We start from the raw sequence: 17,456 nt of genomic DNA, 5'->3' as shown, positions 1-17,456 counted from the left end.
TGTTGCTCTACTGGTTCGGTTCTCCGCCCCGGTGCTTAACCGTTCCTCGTGCAGTGTCAAGAGATGTTTTCGCATTTATCGTGAAACGCTTTCGCGTTTTTCGTGCGCCGCTCACGTTGCCGCCCGCGCGGTCGGTCGCGTCGGCGCGCGGCGGTGCGTCGACCACGCCGTCGCGCCTGCCGGTTGCCGGCAACCTGGTGGGTCGCCGACGCCGCGTCCAGGCCGCCGCCGTCCGCCACCAGCCGCCGCGCGTCCGCGTGCTGCCGCGATCGGCGTGCCGAGCTGGCCGCGCCGCCCATGGCGCGCCGACGACGCGAGGAGGTAGCGCGCGGCGGCGGCGATGCCATCCGCGATCGGCAGGCGACATCCAGACGCCGGCCTGCTGCTGCTCCAGGATGCGCAGCGCGCCTCTCGGCGATCGCTGACCCCTTCACGGTGATCCTGCCGCGTGCACCAGGACCATCAGTTCCCCTGAGGATACCAGCAGGCGCATCGCGAACAGCGCAGCGCCGTAGCGATGCTGCCGGTTTTCCGCGCCGTCGACCACTACAGGCGATCGCCCACGCGCCAGCGGTCACCCAGATGCCGCGCGCGAGCAGGCGACGAGGTCGGCCACCAGCTCCCAGAAGCGTGAGCAGCCTGGTGCAGGTCCACCGCGTGGAAGGTGGCGGCGTGTGTGTGGCCGGGCGGGCGACCTCGACCCCGCCGTCGGCGTGGACAGCCCCTCAGCATGGCGCACCGGATGTCCAGGCAACGCCGCGCGCACAGGATCACCAGGGCAGCGAGCTGCAACAGCGACGGCGACGCCCCGGATGCCGGCCTGTCCAGCTCCATGCAGCGCCGCCACCTCGGACTGAGCAGAGGCGCCCCACCACTGCACGAGCAGCAGGCCTCGAGGGGTGGGGTGCGGGTAGCGCGCGCGACGGCGTTCGCCCGTCGCCGCCGCGCGCGTCGAGGTCGTCGCCGCGATCGGCCGCCGGTGACCGAGGACGGCTACGCGCAGATCGCCGCGACGGCGGCGCCGGCGTCGGTCAGGACGACCGTGCGCGGATTGAGGAAGTTGACGATGGTCGCGAGCGAGGCGCCGATGCGGGTGCCCGCATCCCGCAGCACCGTGACGACCTCCGGGTCGGCGGTGCGGCCGAGGTCGATGATGTCGGATGCGCTGGCGACCGGGTGCCGAGGGCCGTGAGGCGCGCCGCCGAGACCGCGCCGCCGCCCCGCGACCGACTCCAGGCAGTCCGGGATGCCGCAGATGCAGGAGATGGCTGCCTCGCCGTCGACGGCGGAGTGGCTGATCTCGCCGGCCGCGCCGCTGGACCCGCGGTGCAGGCGGCCGCCCGTGAGGATCCCGCTGCCCGATGCGCGTGCCGAGCACCACGGCGAGGAGGTGGTCGGCGTCGCTGCGGAGCCGGGGGCGGACTCGGCGAGCGCCACGAGGTTGGCGTCGTTCTCGACGACGACGGGCACGTCGGTGTGCGCGGCGAAGAGCGCGGGAGGCTGACGTTGTGCCACGACGGCATGAAGGACGGCAGCACGACGCGGCCCGACGGGTGCTCGATGACGGCAGGCCGACGCCGATGCCGGACAGGAGCGCGGGATCCAGCCCGTGCTCGGCGAGGAGGCCCTGCACCTCGGCCCACATGGTCGCGACGACGGACTCGGGGTCGTGGTCCGGCAGGCCCGGGCGGCGCACGCTGCCGACGACGCCCCGCGAGGTCGGCGACGGCGACCGTGAGGTGCCGGGCGCCGAAGTCGACCGCGGCGACGGATCCCGGCCTGACGCACCACCTCGAGCCGCTTGGCCCGGCGCCCGCCGCGGGACTCCTCGTCCCCCTCCTCGGCGATGAGGCCGAGGCGCAGCAGGGCGTCGACCCGGAGGCCGACGGTGGAGGGCGACAGCCCCGTGCGGCGCGCGATCGCGGATCGGGAGGCGGCCCGCTCCTCCCGGATGAGGCGGAGCACGTCGCCACGGATCCGGGGGCGACCTCCACGTCCTGGAGGTGCGGCGAGTTGGTGGGCCATGCGGAGACTATATCGACCATCGAACGAAGTTCCCGAAAAAAGAACTACTTCTTCTGGCAACAGCCCAGTAACATGCGGGAAACACCCGAAGCCTACGGTCGAGAGCCACGGCTCCCGGACGATGCCGTCCTCCTCCGAGGCGCACGCGTCCTGTCCCCGAGCCGTCCACCACGAGGAGCCCGCGATCGCACGCACACCCCCCGACCGCCCACCCGGGCGGCGCAGCCGTGCCCACGAGGCGCGGCATGACCGCCCTCGCCTCGGCCCGGCTGCAGTCGTACCGGCGCCGCACCATGCACGAGAAGGAGGGCCGCGCCGCTACGCGCTCGTCACCACGATCCTGCTGTCGGTCTTCTACCTGTACCCGCTGCTGCAGACCGTGGTCTACAGCTTCACCGACTGGAACCGGGAGCCCCGGCACCGCGAGCTTCGTGGGCCTCGACAACTCGCCAGGGCCTCTTCCACGCCCACCAGCGGGTTCCTCTCGGCGCTGCGCAACACGGCGATCATCGCGATCGTGGTGGTGCCGAATGCATGGCGGTCGGCCTGCTGTTCGCCGCCATGCTCGACGGCCCGTTCCCGCGGCCGCTCCTTCTACCGCACCATGATCTCGCTCCGCACATCGCGCCCACGGTCGGCAGCGCGCTCATCTTCTCCTACCTGCTCACGCCGCTCGGCGGGCTGGTGAACGCGGCGCTGGAGCCCTTCGGCGTCAACCCCATCTCGTTCCTCACGACCGAGCCGTGGGCCATCGTCGCGGTCATCGTCTTCATCGTCTGGCAGCAGACGGGGTACACGATGATCATCTTTCTCGGCCGCCCTCTCCACCATCCGCCGAGCTACCACGAGGCCGCGAAGCTCGACGGCGCGGGCGTCGTCCGCCGCTTCCTCTCCATCTCCCTCCCGCTCGTCGCGCCCGCCGCGGGTTCCTCGTCATCACCGGGCTCATCAGCACCCTGCAGGTCTTCACGCAGGTCTACGTGCTCACGGGCGGCGGGCCCCTCGGGTCCACCAAGACCGCCATCTACTGATCTACGAGCAGGGCTTCCAGTTCTTCAACGGCGGCGCGGCCACCGCGGCCTCCGTCGTCCTCCTGCTGATCGGCATCACCGTCACCGCCGTCCAGCTCAAGTTCCTGTCGCGCCGCGACACCGTGAGATGCTGTGAAGGGCCCGTCGTGACCATCTCCCTCGAACGCGAGGCCGCCGCCGCCGTGCCGCCCGCGGGGTCCTCCCGCCCCCGCGTCCCGTCCGCCGCCGGCCCGCCCGCTCCGCCGGCTGCTGCCGTCGACGCTCCGCCACGCCGTGCTCATCGTCGCGAGCCTGATCTTCTTCGGCCCGTTCATCTGGATGGTGCTCGTGAGCTTCAAGTCGGCCCAGGAGGCGCTGTCGGTCCCGCCGACCTTCCTGCCCACCGAGTGGCACCCCGAGAACTACACGCGGCTGTTCGAGATCGCGCCGATTCAGCCGGTCTACGTGAACACGGTCATGGTCGCGGTGCTCTCCACCGCCGGGCAGGTCATCGCGCCGACCTCATCGGCCGGGTACGCGTCGCCCGCCTGCGCTTCCGCGGCCGCAACCTGCTGTTCCTGGTGCTGCTCGCCGCGCTCATGGTCTCGAGATCGTGTTCACCCCGCTGATCACGCTGCTCTCGTCGCTCGGGTGGCTGAACAGCTACCAGGGACTCATCGTGCCGAACGTCCCGTCGATCCTCGGGGTGTTCCTCTTCCGGCAGTTCTTCTCCAACTTCCCGACCGAGATCGAGGACGCGGCGCGCATGGACGGCGCGGGCGTCTGGCAGCGCTTCCGCACGATCATGGTGCCGATGGCGACGCCCATGATCGGCTCCTTCACCGACCTCTCCTTCGTCTACAACTGGAACAACTTCTTCTTCCAGTTCATCGCCGTGAACCGCACCGAGTTCTTCACCGTGCAGATCGGCCTCACGCTCCTCCAATCCCAGGAGGGCGCCTCGAACTTCAACCTGCTGATGGCGGGGTCCACGCTCGCGGTGCGATCCCGTCCTCGTGGTCTTCCTGCTCTTCCAGAACCAGATCGTCAAGGCGATCTCCGGCGGGCTCCGCTGAGCCCCGCCCACCCCGCGCCTCTCCCCCGCTCGACCGCACGCGCACGCCGCACGAACCGCACGGAACCCCATCACCACCACCACACACCGCCCCGCACCAGGAGGAATCCATGAAGCTCCGCCGCCCTTCGACGCGCTCCCCGCGCGCCACCGTCCTCCGACGGTCCCCTCGCCGTCGGGACGGTCCTCGCGACCGCCGTCGCCCTCTCCCGGCTGCAGCAGCGGTTCCGTCACCGGCAACGCGGGCGACAGCGCGGGCCGCACCACCATCACCATGTGGAACCAGGCCACGGGCGACGCGGCCACCAAGCTCACCGAGCTCGTGGAGCGCTTCAACGACGCGCAGGACGAGTACACGGTGCAGTCGCAGTTCACTCATCGAGTCCGAGGGCTTCGCGGCCAGCATGGTGCAGGCGCTCACGAGCGACCAGGCGCCGAACCTCGTCATCAGCGACTCCAGCCGTCGTCGCTCGGCGAGTCCATCGCGACGGGGAAGATCGTGCCGCTCGACGACAAGCTCAGACGGGCGACTACGACCTCAGCGCCGACGACATCCCCGAGGGCATGCTCGCCTCGGGCCAGTTCGACGGCACCACCTACGCCCTGCCGACCGACGGCAGCGACTACGCGATCATCTACAACAAGGAGATGTTCGCCGAGGCCGGCATCACCGACACCCACCACACCTGGGACGAGCTCGCGGCCGACGCCAAGACCCTCACGAAGGACGGCCAATACGGCGTCTACCTCCCCATCGGCTCGAACGAGTGGCCCGTCTTCACCTGGCAGTCGATGCTGTGGAGCGCCGGCGGCGAGTTCCTCAACGAGGACAACACGGAGGTCGCGTTCGACTCCCCCGAGGGCGTCGCGGCGCTCACCACGTGGACCGACATGGTGAAGGACGGCGTCGCCTCCCGTCCAGCGCCGCAAGGACAGCAACCAGAACCAGGGCGCCCCGTTCTTCAACGCGGGCCAGCGTCGCCATGTTCATCGGCGGCGCCTACAACCTCAGCACCGTCGAGGAGGGCATCGGCGCCGAGAACGTGGGCGTGTACACCTTCCCGCAGCTGGAGCAGCCGGCCATGAACACGGGCACCAACGTGTCGTACATCGCCGAAGGGCGCCGAGGAGCAGGAGGCCGGCTCCTACGCGTTTCCTGTCGTCGTTCATGCAGCCGGACCAGCAGGCCAAGTGGGTGGTCAAGGCGTTCCTCCCCACCAACACGAAGACCGCGGACTCCGACACGTACAGCGCGTACCTCGACGAGAACCCGCTGATCCAGGTCTTCGTCGACCAGCTCGAGTACGCCCGCTCGCGCCCGTCGGTCTCGAACTACGCCGAGGTAAGCACGCCCTCGGCGCCGGGGCTGGAGAAGGCGATGCTCCTCAAGACCTCGCCGGAGGACGCCCTGAAGGCGGCCGCCACCGGCCGGCCAGGCGGCGCTCGACGCGGGCTGACCCGCGGGCCGTGCGCCGCGGCATCGCGCGCACCACGACGGCGCGGTCCCTTGCCGGGGGCCGCGCCGTCGGCGTGCAGGCAGGTCGGCCGGGACGCGCTGCGCGAGCGACGCGCGGCGCAGCTGCTCCACGTCCGCGTGCACGTCGTCGACGCGCACGTCGGCCACGTAGGACAGGGTCATGCGCGCAGCGCTCCGCGGTCCAGCCGACCTGGGTGACGTCGACGCCGCAGACGGGGCAGCGCGTGGTCCAGGCCATGTGGATCCGGTGCCGCGCGCGCCCACAGGGCGCCGCGTTTCACGACATTGCCGAACCAGAACACGCCCACGGTCCGCGCGCCCACCGCCTGCGCCAGGTGGCGCGGTCCGCTGTCGTTGCCGAGCACCACGTCGGCGTGCGACGAGCAGCCCGGCGAGCTCGCCGAGCGCGAGCACGTCGGCGAGCGACGATGCGGCCGGCCCGCTCGGCGTCGAGCCCGACGCAGGGCGGCCGCGACGATGCGGTCGGCGTCGGCGGCGTCGACACATAGCCACCACGACCACCTGCGCGCCGTCGGCCGCCGCGCCGGGCGACCTCGGCGAACGACTCGACCGGCCAGCGGCGGCGCGGGTCGGTCGCCCGGGTGGATCACGACGAGCCCGCCGGCGCGCCCGTCACGTGCGTCGCGGCAGCCCGCTCGGCGTCGGTGACCTCCACCACGGGCTGCCGGTCGGCGACCTGCGCGCCCGCGAGCCCCGCGACCTCGAGCCCGCGCATCACCTCGTGCTGGTAGTAGACGTACCGGGGTCAGCGCGCTCGAGGCGCTCGGCGTCGTCGGTCGCCGTGCCGACGGTGTGCCGGGCGCCGAGCCGCAGCAGGAACGGGTTGGAGTTGCGGCCGCCGCCGTGCACCTGCACCGCGAGGTCGAACCGGCGCTCGCGCATGCGGGCGGTGAACACCTCGATCTCCTCGGGGTCGGGATAGGTGCCCGGCGCGTCGCGCACGCCGTGCGCCACGGGCAGCACCTCGATCGCGTCCGGCGCTCCCAGCCGCCCTCGAGGAGCGCCCGGTGCAGCGGCGTGCCGGCGATGTTCACGTGCGCGCCCGGGTACGCCGCCCGGAGCGCGGCGATCCCGGGCAGCGCGAAGATCAGGTCGCCGAGCCCGCCGCCGCGGAGCACGGCGATGGAGCGGATCGGGGAAGGTCTCATCGAGCGGGGCGACGACGGGCACGGGCGGCCTCCAGGGTCAGCGGGCGGGTCCCCCTCCCCGTTCCCCCGGCACCGCCGCATCGAAACGGGCGGCCGCGCAGGGCGCGGCGCGGTCCCGTGCAGCTGCGGCGCGGTCCCGTGCAGCTGCGGCTCAGCCCCGCGGCGGCGCCGCGCTCTCGCGCACCACGAGCCGGGTCGGCACGATGCGGTCGTGCAACGGCTCGCCGCCCTCGAGCATCTCGAGCAGCACCTGCATGGAGCGGCGGCCGATCTCGGTGAAGTCCTGGTGCACGGTCGTGAGCGGCGGCCAGAACGAGCTCGACTCCTCCGTGTCGTCGAAGCCGACCACGCTGATGTCGCCCGGCACGTCGCGGCCGAGCTCGTGCAGCGCGTGCATGATCCCGAGGGCCATCTGGTCGTTCGCGGCGACGATGCCGGTGATGTCGGTGCGCTTCCCCAGCTCCTGGCCGATGCGGTAGCCGGAGCGCGTCGTCGCCCTGCGCGGGCGGCTCGGGGTCGAGGCCCGCATCGAGCATGGTGGCGCGCCACTCCGCCGCGCGCCGGGCGGCCGAGTACGAGGTGTGCGGCCCGCGACGTGCACGATCGCGGTGTGCCCGAGGTCGAGCAGGTGCTGCGTGACGAGGCGCGTGCCCTGCTCCTGGTCGGTGTCGACGACCACGAACGGGTCGCCCGCGTCGGAGTCGATGATGACGACGGGCAGGCCCACGGGGATGATCACGTCGGCCCGGTCGAGCATGTGCGCCTCGATGATGATGACGACCCCGTCGACCGCCTCCTCCTGCAGCCGGCTGAACGCGCCGGCCGCCTCCCCCTCGGTGGGGTGCGGCACGGGCATGAGCGTGATCGTGTACCCGGCGCCGGACGCCGCGGTCACGATCGCGTCGAGCGTCTTCATGTTGCCGAGGGTGGAGAGCGTGAACACGACGATGCCGATGCTGCGGAAGCGCCCCTGTTCAGGGCGCGCGCCGCGCTGTTGGGCCGGTAGCCGAGCTCCGCCATCGCGTCCATCACCCGCTGCCGGGTCGTGGCCTCCACGTTCTGCGCGCCGTTGGACACCCGGGAGACGGTCTGCGACGACACCCCCCGCGTGCGCGGCGACGTCCGCCATGGACACGGTGCGGCCGCCGGGTGAGCGCCGGCCACTCGACTTGACGACCGACGGTGGAGATGTCATGGTTCGAGCATCACAGATGTTTACGCAAACACCCAATCGTCCCGAACGGGATGACGGCGTGGACATCCCGACGAAGTGGAAGCACATGACGACGATGTCGACTCCGGCCACCCGGCCGAAGGCGCCCGACGCGGCCCGCCCAGCGGTCCCCGATGCGACGCGACAAGCGGCGCTGGACCGGCCTGGGCTTCGTGGCCCCGTTCCTGATCGTGTTCCTGGTCGTCCTCATCCGCGCCCGTCGGCTACTCGATCTACCTCAGCCTGTTCCGGGAGCGGATGATCGGCGGCAACTCCTTCGTCGGCATCGCGAACTACACGCAGGCCCTCGGCGACCCGAACTTCTGGGACGCGCTCGGCCGCGTCGCGCTGTTCCTCGTGGTGCAGGTGCCGATCATGCTGTTCATCGCCCTCTTCGCGGCGCTGGCGCTCGACTCGGCCCGCCTGCACCTCACCGCGTTCTTCCGCATCTCGATCTTCCTGCCCTACGCGGTCCCCGCGGTCGTCGCGGCCCTCATGTCGAGCTCATCTACGGCAACCGCTTCGGCCTCGTCGGCAACCTCGAGCAGGCCACCGGCTGGGACCTCCCCGACCTGCTCTCGCAGGGCTGGATCCTCGCGTCGATCGGCAACATCGTCACGTGGGAGTTCGTCGGCTACAACATGCTGCTGTTCTACGCGGCCCTCCGGGTCAGTCTCGCCGGACCTCTACGAGGCCGCCGAGCTCGACGGCGCGCCCCTTCCGCATCGTCACCGGCATCAAGCTGCCCGCCATCCGCGGCGCGCTCGTCATCGGCGTGATCTTCTCCATCATCGGCAGCTTCCAGCTCTTCAACGAGCCGAACATCCTGCAGACGCTGGCGCCCAACTCGATCAGCTCGTACTTCACGCCGAACATGTACGCCTACAACCTGTCCTTCGCGGGACAGCAGTTCAACTACTCCGCCGCCATCGCGATCATCATGGGCGTCCTGACGATGGTGGTCGCCTACGTGGTGCAGCTCGTCGGCACCCGGAAGGACAGCTGACCGTGTCGACCCTCACCGGTACCCCCCTCGCCGCGCCCGACGCCGGCACGCCCACCCGCGACACCCCCGCGGGACCGCACCCCCAAGCGCCGCAAGAGCGCCGGGCGCCCGCGAGCGCCGCAGCATCGTGCTCACGCTCGTCATGGCGCTGCTGCTCATCTACTCCGTGCTCCCCCTGTTCTGGCTCCTGGTCAACTCGACCAAGACGCAGGACGCGCTGTTCAGCTCGTTCGGCCTCTGGTTCTCGGGCGACTTCGCGCTCTTCGACAACATCCAGGGCGTGCTGACCTACGGCAACGGCGAGTTCGTCCGCTGGCTCGGCAACACGCTCATCTACGTGGTCGTCGGAGCGGGCGGCGCGACGCTGCTCGCGACCCTCGCCGGCTACGGCCTGGCGAAGTTCGACTTCCCCGGCAAGAAGATCGTGTTCGCCGTCGTGCTCGGCGCCGTCGCGATCCCGGGCACCGCCCTCGCGGTCCCGACCTTCCTGCTCTTCAGCCAGATGGGCCTCACGAACACCCCGTGGGCGATCATCCTGCCGTCGCTCATCAGCCCCTTCGGGCTGTACCTCATCTGGACCTACGCGGTCGACTCGGTGCCCACCGAGATCCTCGAGGCCGCCCGCATGGACGGCTCGAGCGAGATCCGCACCTTCTTCACGATCAGCCTGCGGCTCCTCAGCCCCGGTCTCATCACGGTGCTGCTGTTCTCGATCGTCGCGACCTGGAACAACTACTTCCTGCCCCTGATCATGCTGGCGACTCCACCTGGTACCCCCTCACGGTGGGTCTCAACCAGTGGAACGCGCAGTCGACCACGGTGGGCGGCGAGCCGATCTACAACCTCGTGATCACCGGCTCGTTCCTCGCGATCATCCCGATCGTCATCGCGTTCCTCTTCCTCCAGCGCTACTGGCAGTCCGGCTCTCGGCCGGCGGCGTCAAGGCGTAGCGCCCTCCGACAGCACCTCCCGCACCACAGCACCTCCCTCCCGCACCACCACGAAGAAGTGAAAGGCACCACCATGTCCATCTCGTTCCCGCAGGGCGAATACCGCGTCGTCGCGCTCGGCCTCGGCATCGTCCTCGCGGGCTCCCTCGCCGCCTGCTCCTCCGGATCCAGCGGCGGCGCCAGCGCCGACAGCGCCACGTCCGACGAGCTCGCAGCGGCCCTCGACACCAAGTCGACCATCACGGTCTGGGCCTGGGCCCCCGCGGTCGAGCCCATCGCCGAGGCCTTCGAGAAGAAGCACCCGAACATCACCGTCGACGTGCAGAACGTCGGCACCGGCGCCGACCAGTACACGAAGCTCCAGAACGCCATCAAGGCGGGCAAGGGCGCGCCCGACGTGGCGCAGGTCGAGTACTTCGCGATCCCGCAGTTCGCCCTCGGCGAGTCCCTCGCGGACCTCTCGGGCTACGGCTACACCGACCTCGAGGACCAGTTCACCGCCTCCACCTGGAACGCCGTCACCGAGGGCGACGCGCTCTACGCGCTGCCGCAGGACTCGGGCCCCATGGCGATGTTCTACCGCCAGGACGTGTTCGACAAGTACGGCATCTCCGTCCCCACCACGTGGGACGAGTACGTGGCCGCCGCGGAGACCATGCACGCCGCCGACCCGAACCAGTACATCACCAGCGACTCCGGCGACGCCGGCTTCACCACGAGCATGATCTGGCAGGCCGGCGGCCAGCCCTACAAGGTCGACGGGGACAAGGTCGCCATCGACATGCAGGACGAGGGCGCCAAGAAGTACACCGCCATGTGGAACCAGCTCGTCGAGACGGCTCGCTGGCCCAGACCCCCGGCTGGACCGACGAGTCGTTCCGCGGCCTCGGCGACGGCTCGATCGCCACGCTGATCACCCGGCGCCTGGATGCCCGGCAACCTCATCGCCCAGGCGGCCGAGGGCTCCGGCCAGTGGCGCGTCGCCCCCATGCCGCAGTACACCGCGGGCGAGCACCGCGACCGCGGAGAGCGGCGGATCCTCCATCGCCGTCATGCAGCAGTCCGAGAACAAGCTCGTCGCGGCGGAGTTCGCGAAGTTCACCACCGCTGAGGAGGAGGGTCGCCAGATCTCCTTCGACGCCGAGCAGATTTCCTCGTCGACCACGGCCGACCTGAACAGTTCCGAGTTCCTCGCCGACGCCCCCGAGTACTTCGGCGGCCAGAAGATCAACGAGGTGCTCGAGCGAGGCCTCGAAGAACGTCGTCCCGGACTTGGCAGTCCCTGCCCTTCCAGGTCTACACGAACAGCATCTTCAGCGACTCGGCCTCGGCCGCGGTACTCCAACGGCACCTCGCTCGACCCCGTCCTCGAGGCGTGGGGCAAGGCCGCTGCCGAGTACGGCGAGCAGCAGGGCTTCACCGTCGAGGTGAAGTAGCCGGCACGACCTGAACGACGAGGGGAGGTGCGACGCGAGTCGCGCCTCCCCTCTCCCATGCCCCGCCCCCACGCAAGGACACGACCATGCCCGGCCTCCCCGCCACCAGCACCCGCTTCCGCATCGGCGCCGACGACTTCGAGCTCGACGGCCGCCCGCACCGCGTCATCGCGGGCGCCCTCCACTACTTCCGCGTGCACCCCGACCAGTGGGCCGACCGGATCCGCAAGGCCCGCCTCATGGGCCTCGACACCATCGAGACGTACGTCGCCTGGAACGCCCACTCCCCTGAGCGCGGCGCCTTCGACACGAGCGCCGGCCTCGACCTCGGCCGCTTCCTCGACCTCGTCCACGCCGAGGGCATGCACGCGATCGTGCGCCCCGGCCCGTACATCTGCGCCGAGTGGGACGGCGGCGGCCTGCCCGGCTGGCTGTTCGAGGACCCCGCCGTGGGCGTCCGCCGCAGCGAGCCGCTGTACGTCGCGGCCGTCGACGAGTTCCTGCGCCGGGTGTACGAGATCGTCGCGCCGCGGCAGATCGACATGGGCGGGCCCGTGATCCTCGTGCAGATCGAGAACGAGTACGGCGCGTACGGCGACGACGCCGAGTACCTGCGCCACCTCGTCGACCTCACGCGCGACTCCGGCATCATCGTGCCGCTCACCACCGTCGACCAGCCGACCGACGGGATGCTCTCCCGCGGCAGCCTCGACGAGCTGCACCGCACCGGGTCCTTCGGCTCGCGCGCCACCGAGCGCCTCGCCACCCTCCGCCGCCACCAGCCGACCGGGCCGCTCATGTGCAGCGAGTTCTGGGACGGCTGGTTCGACCACTGGGCGAGCACCACCACACGACCTCCGCGGCCGACGCCGCCGCGGAGCTCGACGCGCTGCTCGCCGCGGGCGCGTCCGTGAACATCTACATGTTCCACGGCGGCACGAACTTCGGCTTCACCAACGGCGCCAACCACAAGGGCACGTACCAGTCGCACGTCACCTCGTACGACTACGACGCCCCGCTGGACGAGACCGGATCCCCGACGGAGAAGTACCTCGCCTTCCGCGACGTGATCGCGCGCTACCGGACCGTGCCCGACGAGGTGCCCGAGCCGCGCGGCGACGCGCCCGCGTTCGAGGCCGCGTTCGACGCCGCCGTGCCGCTCGCCGACCTGGTGGGCGAGACGGCGGGCGACGCGACCGCTGCGGCCCCGGGCGGCGCGTGGCGCGCGACCGACGGGGTGCCGACGATGGACGCGCTCGGCGTCTTCCGCGGCTTCGCGCTCCACCGCGTGGCGCTGCCCGCGTCCGACCGCACGCGCGTGCTGTCGTTCGCGGAGGTGCGCGACCGGGCCGTCGTCTCGGTCGACGGGGTGCGCGTCGGCGTGATCCAGCGCGACCAGCACGAGACCGCCCTCGCCGTGCCGCCGGGCCGCGTGCTCGAGGTGCTGGTGGAGGACCAGGGACGCGTCAACTACGGCGTGCGCATCGGCGAGGCCAAGGGCCTCATCGGGCCGGCGACGCTCGACGGCGTCGCGCTCACCGGGTGGGAGAGCCGGCCGCTCGACCTCGACGCGATGGCCGCCTCGGTGACCTCGGCCGCCGCCCTCGCGGGCGAGCCGGACGCGCCGGTCCGCTTCCTCGACGGCCCCGTCCTCGCGCACGCGACCTTCGAGATGGACGAGCCCGCGGACCTCTTCCTCGACACGCGCTCGTGGGGCAAGGGCGTCGCCTTCGTCAACGGCTTCGCGCTCGGCCGCTACTGGACCCGCGGGCCCCAGCACACGCTCTACGTGCCGGGCGCGCAGCTCCGCGCCGGCCGCAACGACCTCGTCGTGTTCGAGACCGGCGCGGCGGCGGATCCGGTCGTGGCGTTCCTCGCGCAGCCGGAGCTCGGGCACCGGGAGCCGTAGGCCGGCGACCCCGCACCGTGTGAGCGGGCGGGGAAGTGGGTACGGGCCGGGTGGGCGCGCGAGCGCCGCCCGTCCGTGCGCACGCCGTGCGGGCAGCCGACCCGCACGAGGAGAACGATGACCACGGACACCGCACTCGACCTGGACGCCCTGATCGACCCCGAGGAGACCGAGGCCGGACCCGGGACGCTGACGATCACGGATCCGCGCGACGGCTCGCTCGTGGGGTCCATCGACGCGTCGAGCCCCGAGGAGGTGGACGCCGCGGTGCGCCGGTCGGTGGCCGCCTCGGCCGCCTGGGCCGCGATGCCGCCGGCCGAGCGCGGGCAGGCCGTGCGCCGGGCCGCCCACGCGCTGGCCGAGCACTCCGAGGAGCTCGCGGAGCTCAACGTGCGCGAGACCGGCAAGCCGCACGGCGACGCCCTCGGCGGGGTCGGCGCGGGCGTCGACACGCTGCTGCAGTACTCCGAGCTCGGGCCCGTCCACCGCGGCCGCAGCCTCCTCGGCTCGCTCCCCGCCATCGACTACTCCGTGCCCCGGCCGCGCGGAGTCACGGTCGCGCTCACGCCCTGGAACGACCCGGTGGCGGTCGCGGCGGGCATCATCGGCGCGGCGCTCGTGATGGGCAACACCGTGGTCCACAAGCCCAGCGAGCGCTGCCCGCACCTCGGCGAGCTGCTCGGGAAGGTGCTCGCGGACGCCCTGCCCGAGGGCGTGCTCGTCTCCGTGGTCGGCGGCGGCGACGTCGGCGACCAGCTGGTGGCGCACGCGGACACGCGCGTCGTCGCGCACGTCGGCTCCACCGCCGCCGGCGAGGCCATCGCGCGCCGGGCGGCGGGCACCCCCACCCACGTGATCCGCGAGAACGGCGGCAACGACCCCCTCCTCGTGGACGCGGGCGTCGACCCCGCGTGGGCAGCTGCCCAGGCCGCCCTCGGCTCCTTCGCCAATGCCGGCCAGATCTGCACCTCGGTGGAGCGGATCTACGTGCACCGCGCCATCGCCGAGCGCTTCACCGCCGCGCTCGTCGCGGAGGCCGAGCGCTGGAACTCCTCGGCGACCTCGGCCCGCTGGTCGACGAGCGCATGCGCGACGCCGTGCACGAGCAGGTCGCGGAGGCGCTCACGGAGGGCGCCCGCGCGCTCGTCGGCGGGCACGTGCCCGACGGCCCCGGATCCCGCTACCCCGCCACCGTGCTCGTCGACTGCACCGACGACATGACCGTCATGACGCACGAGACCTTCGGCCCCGTCGCGGCCGTGCGCGTCGTGGAGGACTTCGACGAGGCGCTCGCCCGGGCGTCCGACGACCGGTACGGGCTCGCCGCGAGCGTCCTCACCGCGTCGATGGAGCACGCGCAGCGCGCCGCGGCCGAGCTGCCGGTCGGCACGATCAAGGTCAACGGCGTCTTCGGCGGCGCACCCGGCGGGGCCGCGCAGCCCCGCGGCCGCAGCGGATCCGGCTTCGGCTACGGCCCCGAGCTCCTCGACGAGATGAGCACCACCACGGTCGTGCACATCGGGCTGCCGGTGCTCGACGCGGGCGACGCGCCGGCCGTCACCACCCCGGCCGAGGACGCGACCGGCTCCGTCAGCACCGACGCGGGCGACGCCCGATGACCAGCGAGCTGCGCGGCATCATCGGCCTCCTCGCCGAGCGGCGGCCCACCGTGACCGTCATCGGCGACGTCATCCTCGACGAGTGGTGGCGCGGCCACAGCGACCGCATGACCCGCGAGGCGCCCGCGCCCGTCGTGGACGTGACCGAGCGGATCCAGTCGCTCGGCGGCGCCGCGAACACGGCCGTGAACCTCGCGAGCCTCGGCGGCACCGTGCGGATGGTCGGCCTCGTCGGCCAGGACGCCGCGGGCGACCGCGTGCGCGACCTGCTCACGGCCGCGGGCGTCGACGTCACCGGCCTCGTGCACTCGCCGCGCCTGCGGACCACCACGAAGACGCGCATCGTGGGCGACGACCAGGTCATCGTGCGGGTCGACGACGTGCACCGCGGATCCGTGCACCGCGACGACGCCCGCGCCCTCGCCCGCGCCGCCCTCGAGGCCTCCGCAGGGGCCGACGCCGAGATCGTCTCCGACTACGGCACCGGCACCCTGCACGGCGTGGTGCTCGAGTCGCTCGCGGCCCGCGAGCGCCGCCCCGCGCTCACGGTGGTGGACGCCCACGACCCCGCCGTGTGGGCGCCGCTCGGCCCCGACCTCATCACCCCCAACGCGGGCGAGGCCGGCCGGCTCGTCGACCGGCCGCTCGCGCGCGACGAGGACCGGGCCGCCGTGGTCGCGGGGCTCGGCGACGCGATCCTCGCGGCGGCCTCCTCCGCCTCCGCGGTCGTGACCCTCGACCGCGACGGCACCGTGGTGCTCGGCGCGGGCGAGCCGTACCGCACGCGCGCGCACCCGGTGCCCGAGAAGCAGGCGTCGGGCGCGGGCGACACGTTCGTCGCCGCCCTCACCCTCGCCCGGGCGGTCGGCTTGACGCTCGCCGTGAGCGCCGACTTCGCGCAGGCCGCGGCCGACGTGGTCGTGCGGCTGCCCGGCACGTCCGTCTGCTCCGCGGCGACCCTCGCCGACCACCTCGGCGAGACGCGCTCCCGCACGGTGTCCGAGGCGGAGCTCGTCGACCTGGTGGCAGCCGAGCGCGCCGCCGGCCGGCGCATCGTCTTCACCAACGGCTGCTTCGACGTGCTCCACCGCGGGCACACCACGTACCTCCGGCAGGCGGCCCGCCTCGGCGACGTGCTCGTGGTGGCGCTCAACAGCGACGACTCGGTGCGGCGGCTGAAGGGATCCGACCGGCCGGTGAACACCGCCGAGGACCGCGCCGGCGTGCTCGCCGAGCTGTCGTGCGTCGACGTGATCACGGTGTTCGACACGGACACGCCCATCCCGCTGCTGGAGGCGGTGCAGCCCGACGTCTACGCGAAGGGCGGCGACTACACGCCCGAGATGCTCGACGAGACCGACGTGGTGCGCGCGTACGGGGGCGAGGTGTCGATCCTCGGCTACGTGCCGTCGCAGTCGACGAGCTCGATGGTGGACCGGATCCGCGCCTCGGCGCCGATCGCCGGGTTCGTGCGCCCGGCGGGGACGGCGACCTCCGCGCCGGCCGCGGGCGACGGACGTGCCGCCTCGAGCGGCACGGCGGACGCCGCACCCGCATCCGACGCCGGAGCGGAGCCCGCGCCGGGAGCACCCCGGTGAGCGGCGGGCGCAGCCGGCGCTGGTCGGGCGTATGGGGCGTCCACCGCGCGCCCGACGCCCCCAGCATCGACGTGCTCGTGCCGAGCGCGGGCCGGACCGCCGAGCTCGCCGTGACGCTCTCGGGCCTCGCCGGGCAGGACGACCCGCCGTTCCGCGTGATCGTGAGCGACCAGTCCGACGGCTTCGACGCCGACGCGGAGCCGAGCGTGCAGGGCATGGCACGGGTGCTGCGCGCGCAGGGCCGCGAGGTGGAGATCGTGTCGCACCTGCCCCGCCGCGGGATCGCCGAGCACCGGGCGTCGCTGCTCGCGCGCGCGACCGCCGACTCCGTGCTCTTCCTCGACGACGACGTGTGGCTGGAGCCCGGCATGCTGCGCCGGATGCACGACGCGCTCGAGGCGCTCGACATCGGCTTCGTGGGCGCCGCGGTGCAGGGCCTCAGCTACCTCGACGACCGTCGCGCGCACGAGGCCGCCGCCTTCGCGCCGTGGGGCGACGCGGTCGAGCCCGAGCGGATCCGCCGCGGCGAGCCGGCATTCGACCGCTGGCCGCTGCACAACGCCGCGAACCTCGCCCACATCGCCGCCGACCTCGGCCTCGAGACCGACACCTGGCTCGCCTACCGGATCGCGTGGGTGGGCGGCTGCGTGCTCTACCGCCGCCGGGCGCTGGTCGAGACCGGCGGCTTCGACTTCTGGGAGCGCCTGCCCGAGCGGCACTCCGGGGAGGACGTCGCCGCGCAGTGGCGCGTGATGGAGCGCTTCGGCGGCGCCGGCATCGTGCCGAGCGGCGCGGTGCACCTCGAGGCGCCGACCACCATCCCCGTGCGGGAGGTCGACGCCTTCGACGTGCTCTTCGCCGAGGAGTCGCCGGATCCCCAGGAAGCGCTCCTAGGCGACGGCCCCGCCGAGGAGTCGACTCGGAACGTGGGCGACGCAGACGACCGCGCCGACCGCTCCTGATCACCGA

16 protein-coding genes and 4 pseudogenes are annotated in these 17,456 nt (G+C 72.4%); 15 read left to right on the top strand and 5 right to left on the bottom strand.

What is annotated here, in order from left to right; translation table 11 throughout:
• Positions 1–993: 993 nt before the first annotated feature.
• On the bottom strand, positions 994–2,025 hold the full coding sequence (locus ACZ411_RS02220) for an ROK family protein (protein WP_464168218.1): 1,032 nt from the start codon (positions 2,023–2,025) through the stop codon (positions 994–996).
• A 121-nt stretch (positions 2,026–2,146) separates the two neighbouring features.
• Here ACZ411_RS02220 and ACZ411_RS02215 point away from each other — a divergent pair, with 121 nt between their 5' ends.
• The 6 genes from ACZ411_RS02215 (at position 2,147) to ACZ411_RS02190 (ending at position 5,785) form a co-directional block, all read left to right on the top strand.
• The gene (locus ACZ411_RS02215) at positions 2,147–2,713 is read left to right on the top strand and encodes a hypothetical protein (protein WP_464168216.1); all 567 of its coding nucleotides are present in this window, start codon (positions 2,147–2,149) and stop codon (positions 2,711–2,713) included.
• The gene (locus tag ACZ411_RS02210) at positions 2,710–3,192 is read left to right on the top strand and encodes a carbohydrate ABC transporter permease (protein ID WP_464168214.1); all 483 of its coding nucleotides are present in this window, start codon (positions 2,710–2,712) and stop codon (positions 3,190–3,192) included. Before ACZ411_RS02215 ends, ACZ411_RS02210 begins: the two co-directional genes overlap by 4 nt.
• 10 nt (positions 3,193–3,202) lie before the next feature.
• Positions 3,203–3,664, top strand: coding sequence for a hypothetical protein (locus ACZ411_RS02205; protein WP_464168212.1), 462 nt, complete (start codon positions 3,203–3,205; stop codon positions 3,662–3,664).
• Entirely contained in the window at positions 3,649–4,224 is a 576-nt protein-coding gene (locus ACZ411_RS02200) for a carbohydrate ABC transporter permease (RefSeq protein ID WP_464168210.1), read from the top strand. The genes ACZ411_RS02205 and ACZ411_RS02200 overlap by 16 nt, the downstream gene beginning before the upstream one ends.
• Positions 4,225–4,386: 162 nt before the next feature.
• Positions 4,387–5,196 (top strand): extracellular solute-binding protein, encoded by an 810-nt coding sequence (locus ACZ411_RS02195; protein WP_464168208.1) that lies wholly within the window; start codon positions 4,387–4,389, stop codon positions 5,194–5,196.
• Positions 5,197–5,278: 82 nt separating this feature from the next.
• Positions 5,279–5,785 carry a hypothetical protein gene (locus ACZ411_RS02190; protein WP_464168206.1) on the top strand — a complete coding sequence of 169 codons (507 nt, stop codon included), beginning with the start codon at positions 5,279–5,281 and terminating at the stop codon, positions 5,783–5,785.
• Here the strand turns inward: ACZ411_RS02190 and ACZ411_RS02185 are convergent.
• The 4 genes from ACZ411_RS02185 to ACZ411_RS02170 all read right to left on the bottom strand — a co-directional run bounded on the left by ACZ411_RS02185 (position 5,746) and on the right by ACZ411_RS02170 (position 7,951).
• On the bottom strand, positions 5,746–5,952 hold the full coding sequence (locus tag ACZ411_RS02185; RefSeq protein ID WP_464168227.1) for a glycosyltransferase family 9 protein: 207 nt from the start codon (positions 5,950–5,952) through the stop codon (positions 5,746–5,748). The genes ACZ411_RS02190 and ACZ411_RS02185 overlap by 40 nt on opposite strands.
• 242 nt (positions 5,953–6,194) lie before the next feature.
• Positions 6,195–6,326: a hypothetical protein gene (locus ACZ411_RS02180; RefSeq protein ID WP_464168204.1), complete on the bottom strand. Its 132-nt coding sequence runs from the start codon at positions 6,324–6,326 to the stop codon at positions 6,195–6,197.
• Positions 6,323–6,778, bottom strand: a complete 456-nt coding sequence (locus tag ACZ411_RS02175; protein ID WP_464168202.1) for a hypothetical protein — start codon at positions 6,776–6,778, stop codon at positions 6,323–6,325. The genes ACZ411_RS02180 and ACZ411_RS02175 overlap by 4 nt, the downstream gene beginning before the upstream one ends.
• Positions 6,779–6,907: 129 nt before the next feature.
• Complete coding sequence (locus ACZ411_RS02170; protein ID WP_464168200.1) at positions 6,908–7,951, bottom strand: substrate-binding domain-containing protein; 1,044 nt, start codon at positions 7,949–7,951, stop codon at positions 6,908–6,910.
• Between the two features lie 152 nt (positions 7,952–8,103).
• Here ACZ411_RS02170 and ACZ411_RS02165 point away from each other — a divergent pair.
• The 9 genes and pseudogenes from ACZ411_RS02165 (at position 8,104) to ACZ411_RS02125 (ending at position 17,449) form a co-directional block, all read left to right on the top strand.
• Positions 8,104–8,975 (top strand): annotated as a pseudogene (locus tag ACZ411_RS02165) (carbohydrate ABC transporter permease).
• A 142-nt stretch (positions 8,976–9,117) separates the two neighbouring features.
• A pseudogene (locus ACZ411_RS02160) lies at positions 9,118–9,925 on the top strand (carbohydrate ABC transporter permease).
• Between the two features lie 73 nt (positions 9,926–9,998).
• Positions 9,999–10,838 (top strand): ABC transporter substrate-binding protein, encoded by an 840-nt coding sequence (locus ACZ411_RS02155; RefSeq protein WP_464168198.1) that lies wholly within the window; start codon positions 9,999–10,001, stop codon positions 10,836–10,838.
• 15 nt (positions 10,839–10,853) lie between these two features.
• Positions 10,854–11,036: a hypothetical protein gene (locus tag ACZ411_RS02150; protein ID WP_464168196.1), complete on the top strand. Its 183-nt coding sequence runs from the start codon at positions 10,854–10,856 to the stop codon at positions 11,034–11,036.
• Positions 10,978–11,361: a hypothetical protein gene (locus ACZ411_RS02145; RefSeq protein ID WP_464168194.1), complete on the top strand. Its 384-nt coding sequence runs from the start codon at positions 10,978–10,980 to the stop codon at positions 11,359–11,361. Before ACZ411_RS02150 ends, ACZ411_RS02145 begins: the two co-directional genes overlap by 59 nt.
• An 86-nt stretch (positions 11,362–11,447) precedes the next feature.
• Positions 11,448–13,270, top strand: a pseudogene (locus tag ACZ411_RS02140) (glycoside hydrolase family 35 protein).
• 117 nt (positions 13,271–13,387) lie between these two features.
• Positions 13,388–14,889 (top strand): annotated as a pseudogene (locus ACZ411_RS02135) (aldehyde dehydrogenase family protein).
• Entirely contained in the window at positions 14,886–16,487 is a 1,602-nt protein-coding gene (gene rfaE2 / locus ACZ411_RS02130; protein WP_464168192.1) for a D-glycero-beta-D-manno-heptose 1-phosphate adenylyltransferase, read from the top strand. The pseudogene ACZ411_RS02135 and the gene rfaE2 overlap by 4 nt, the downstream one beginning before the upstream one ends.
• Positions 16,484–17,449 carry a glycosyltransferase gene (locus ACZ411_RS02125; protein WP_464168190.1) on the top strand — a complete coding sequence of 322 codons (966 nt, stop codon included), beginning with the start codon at positions 16,484–16,486 and terminating at the stop codon, positions 17,447–17,449. Before rfaE2 ends, ACZ411_RS02125 begins: the two co-directional genes overlap by 4 nt.
• Positions 17,450–17,456 lie beyond the last annotated feature (7 nt).

The organism is Clavibacter sp. AC415 (assembly GCF_979252985.1).
This window is presented reverse-complemented; position numbering and strand designations above follow the sequence as displayed.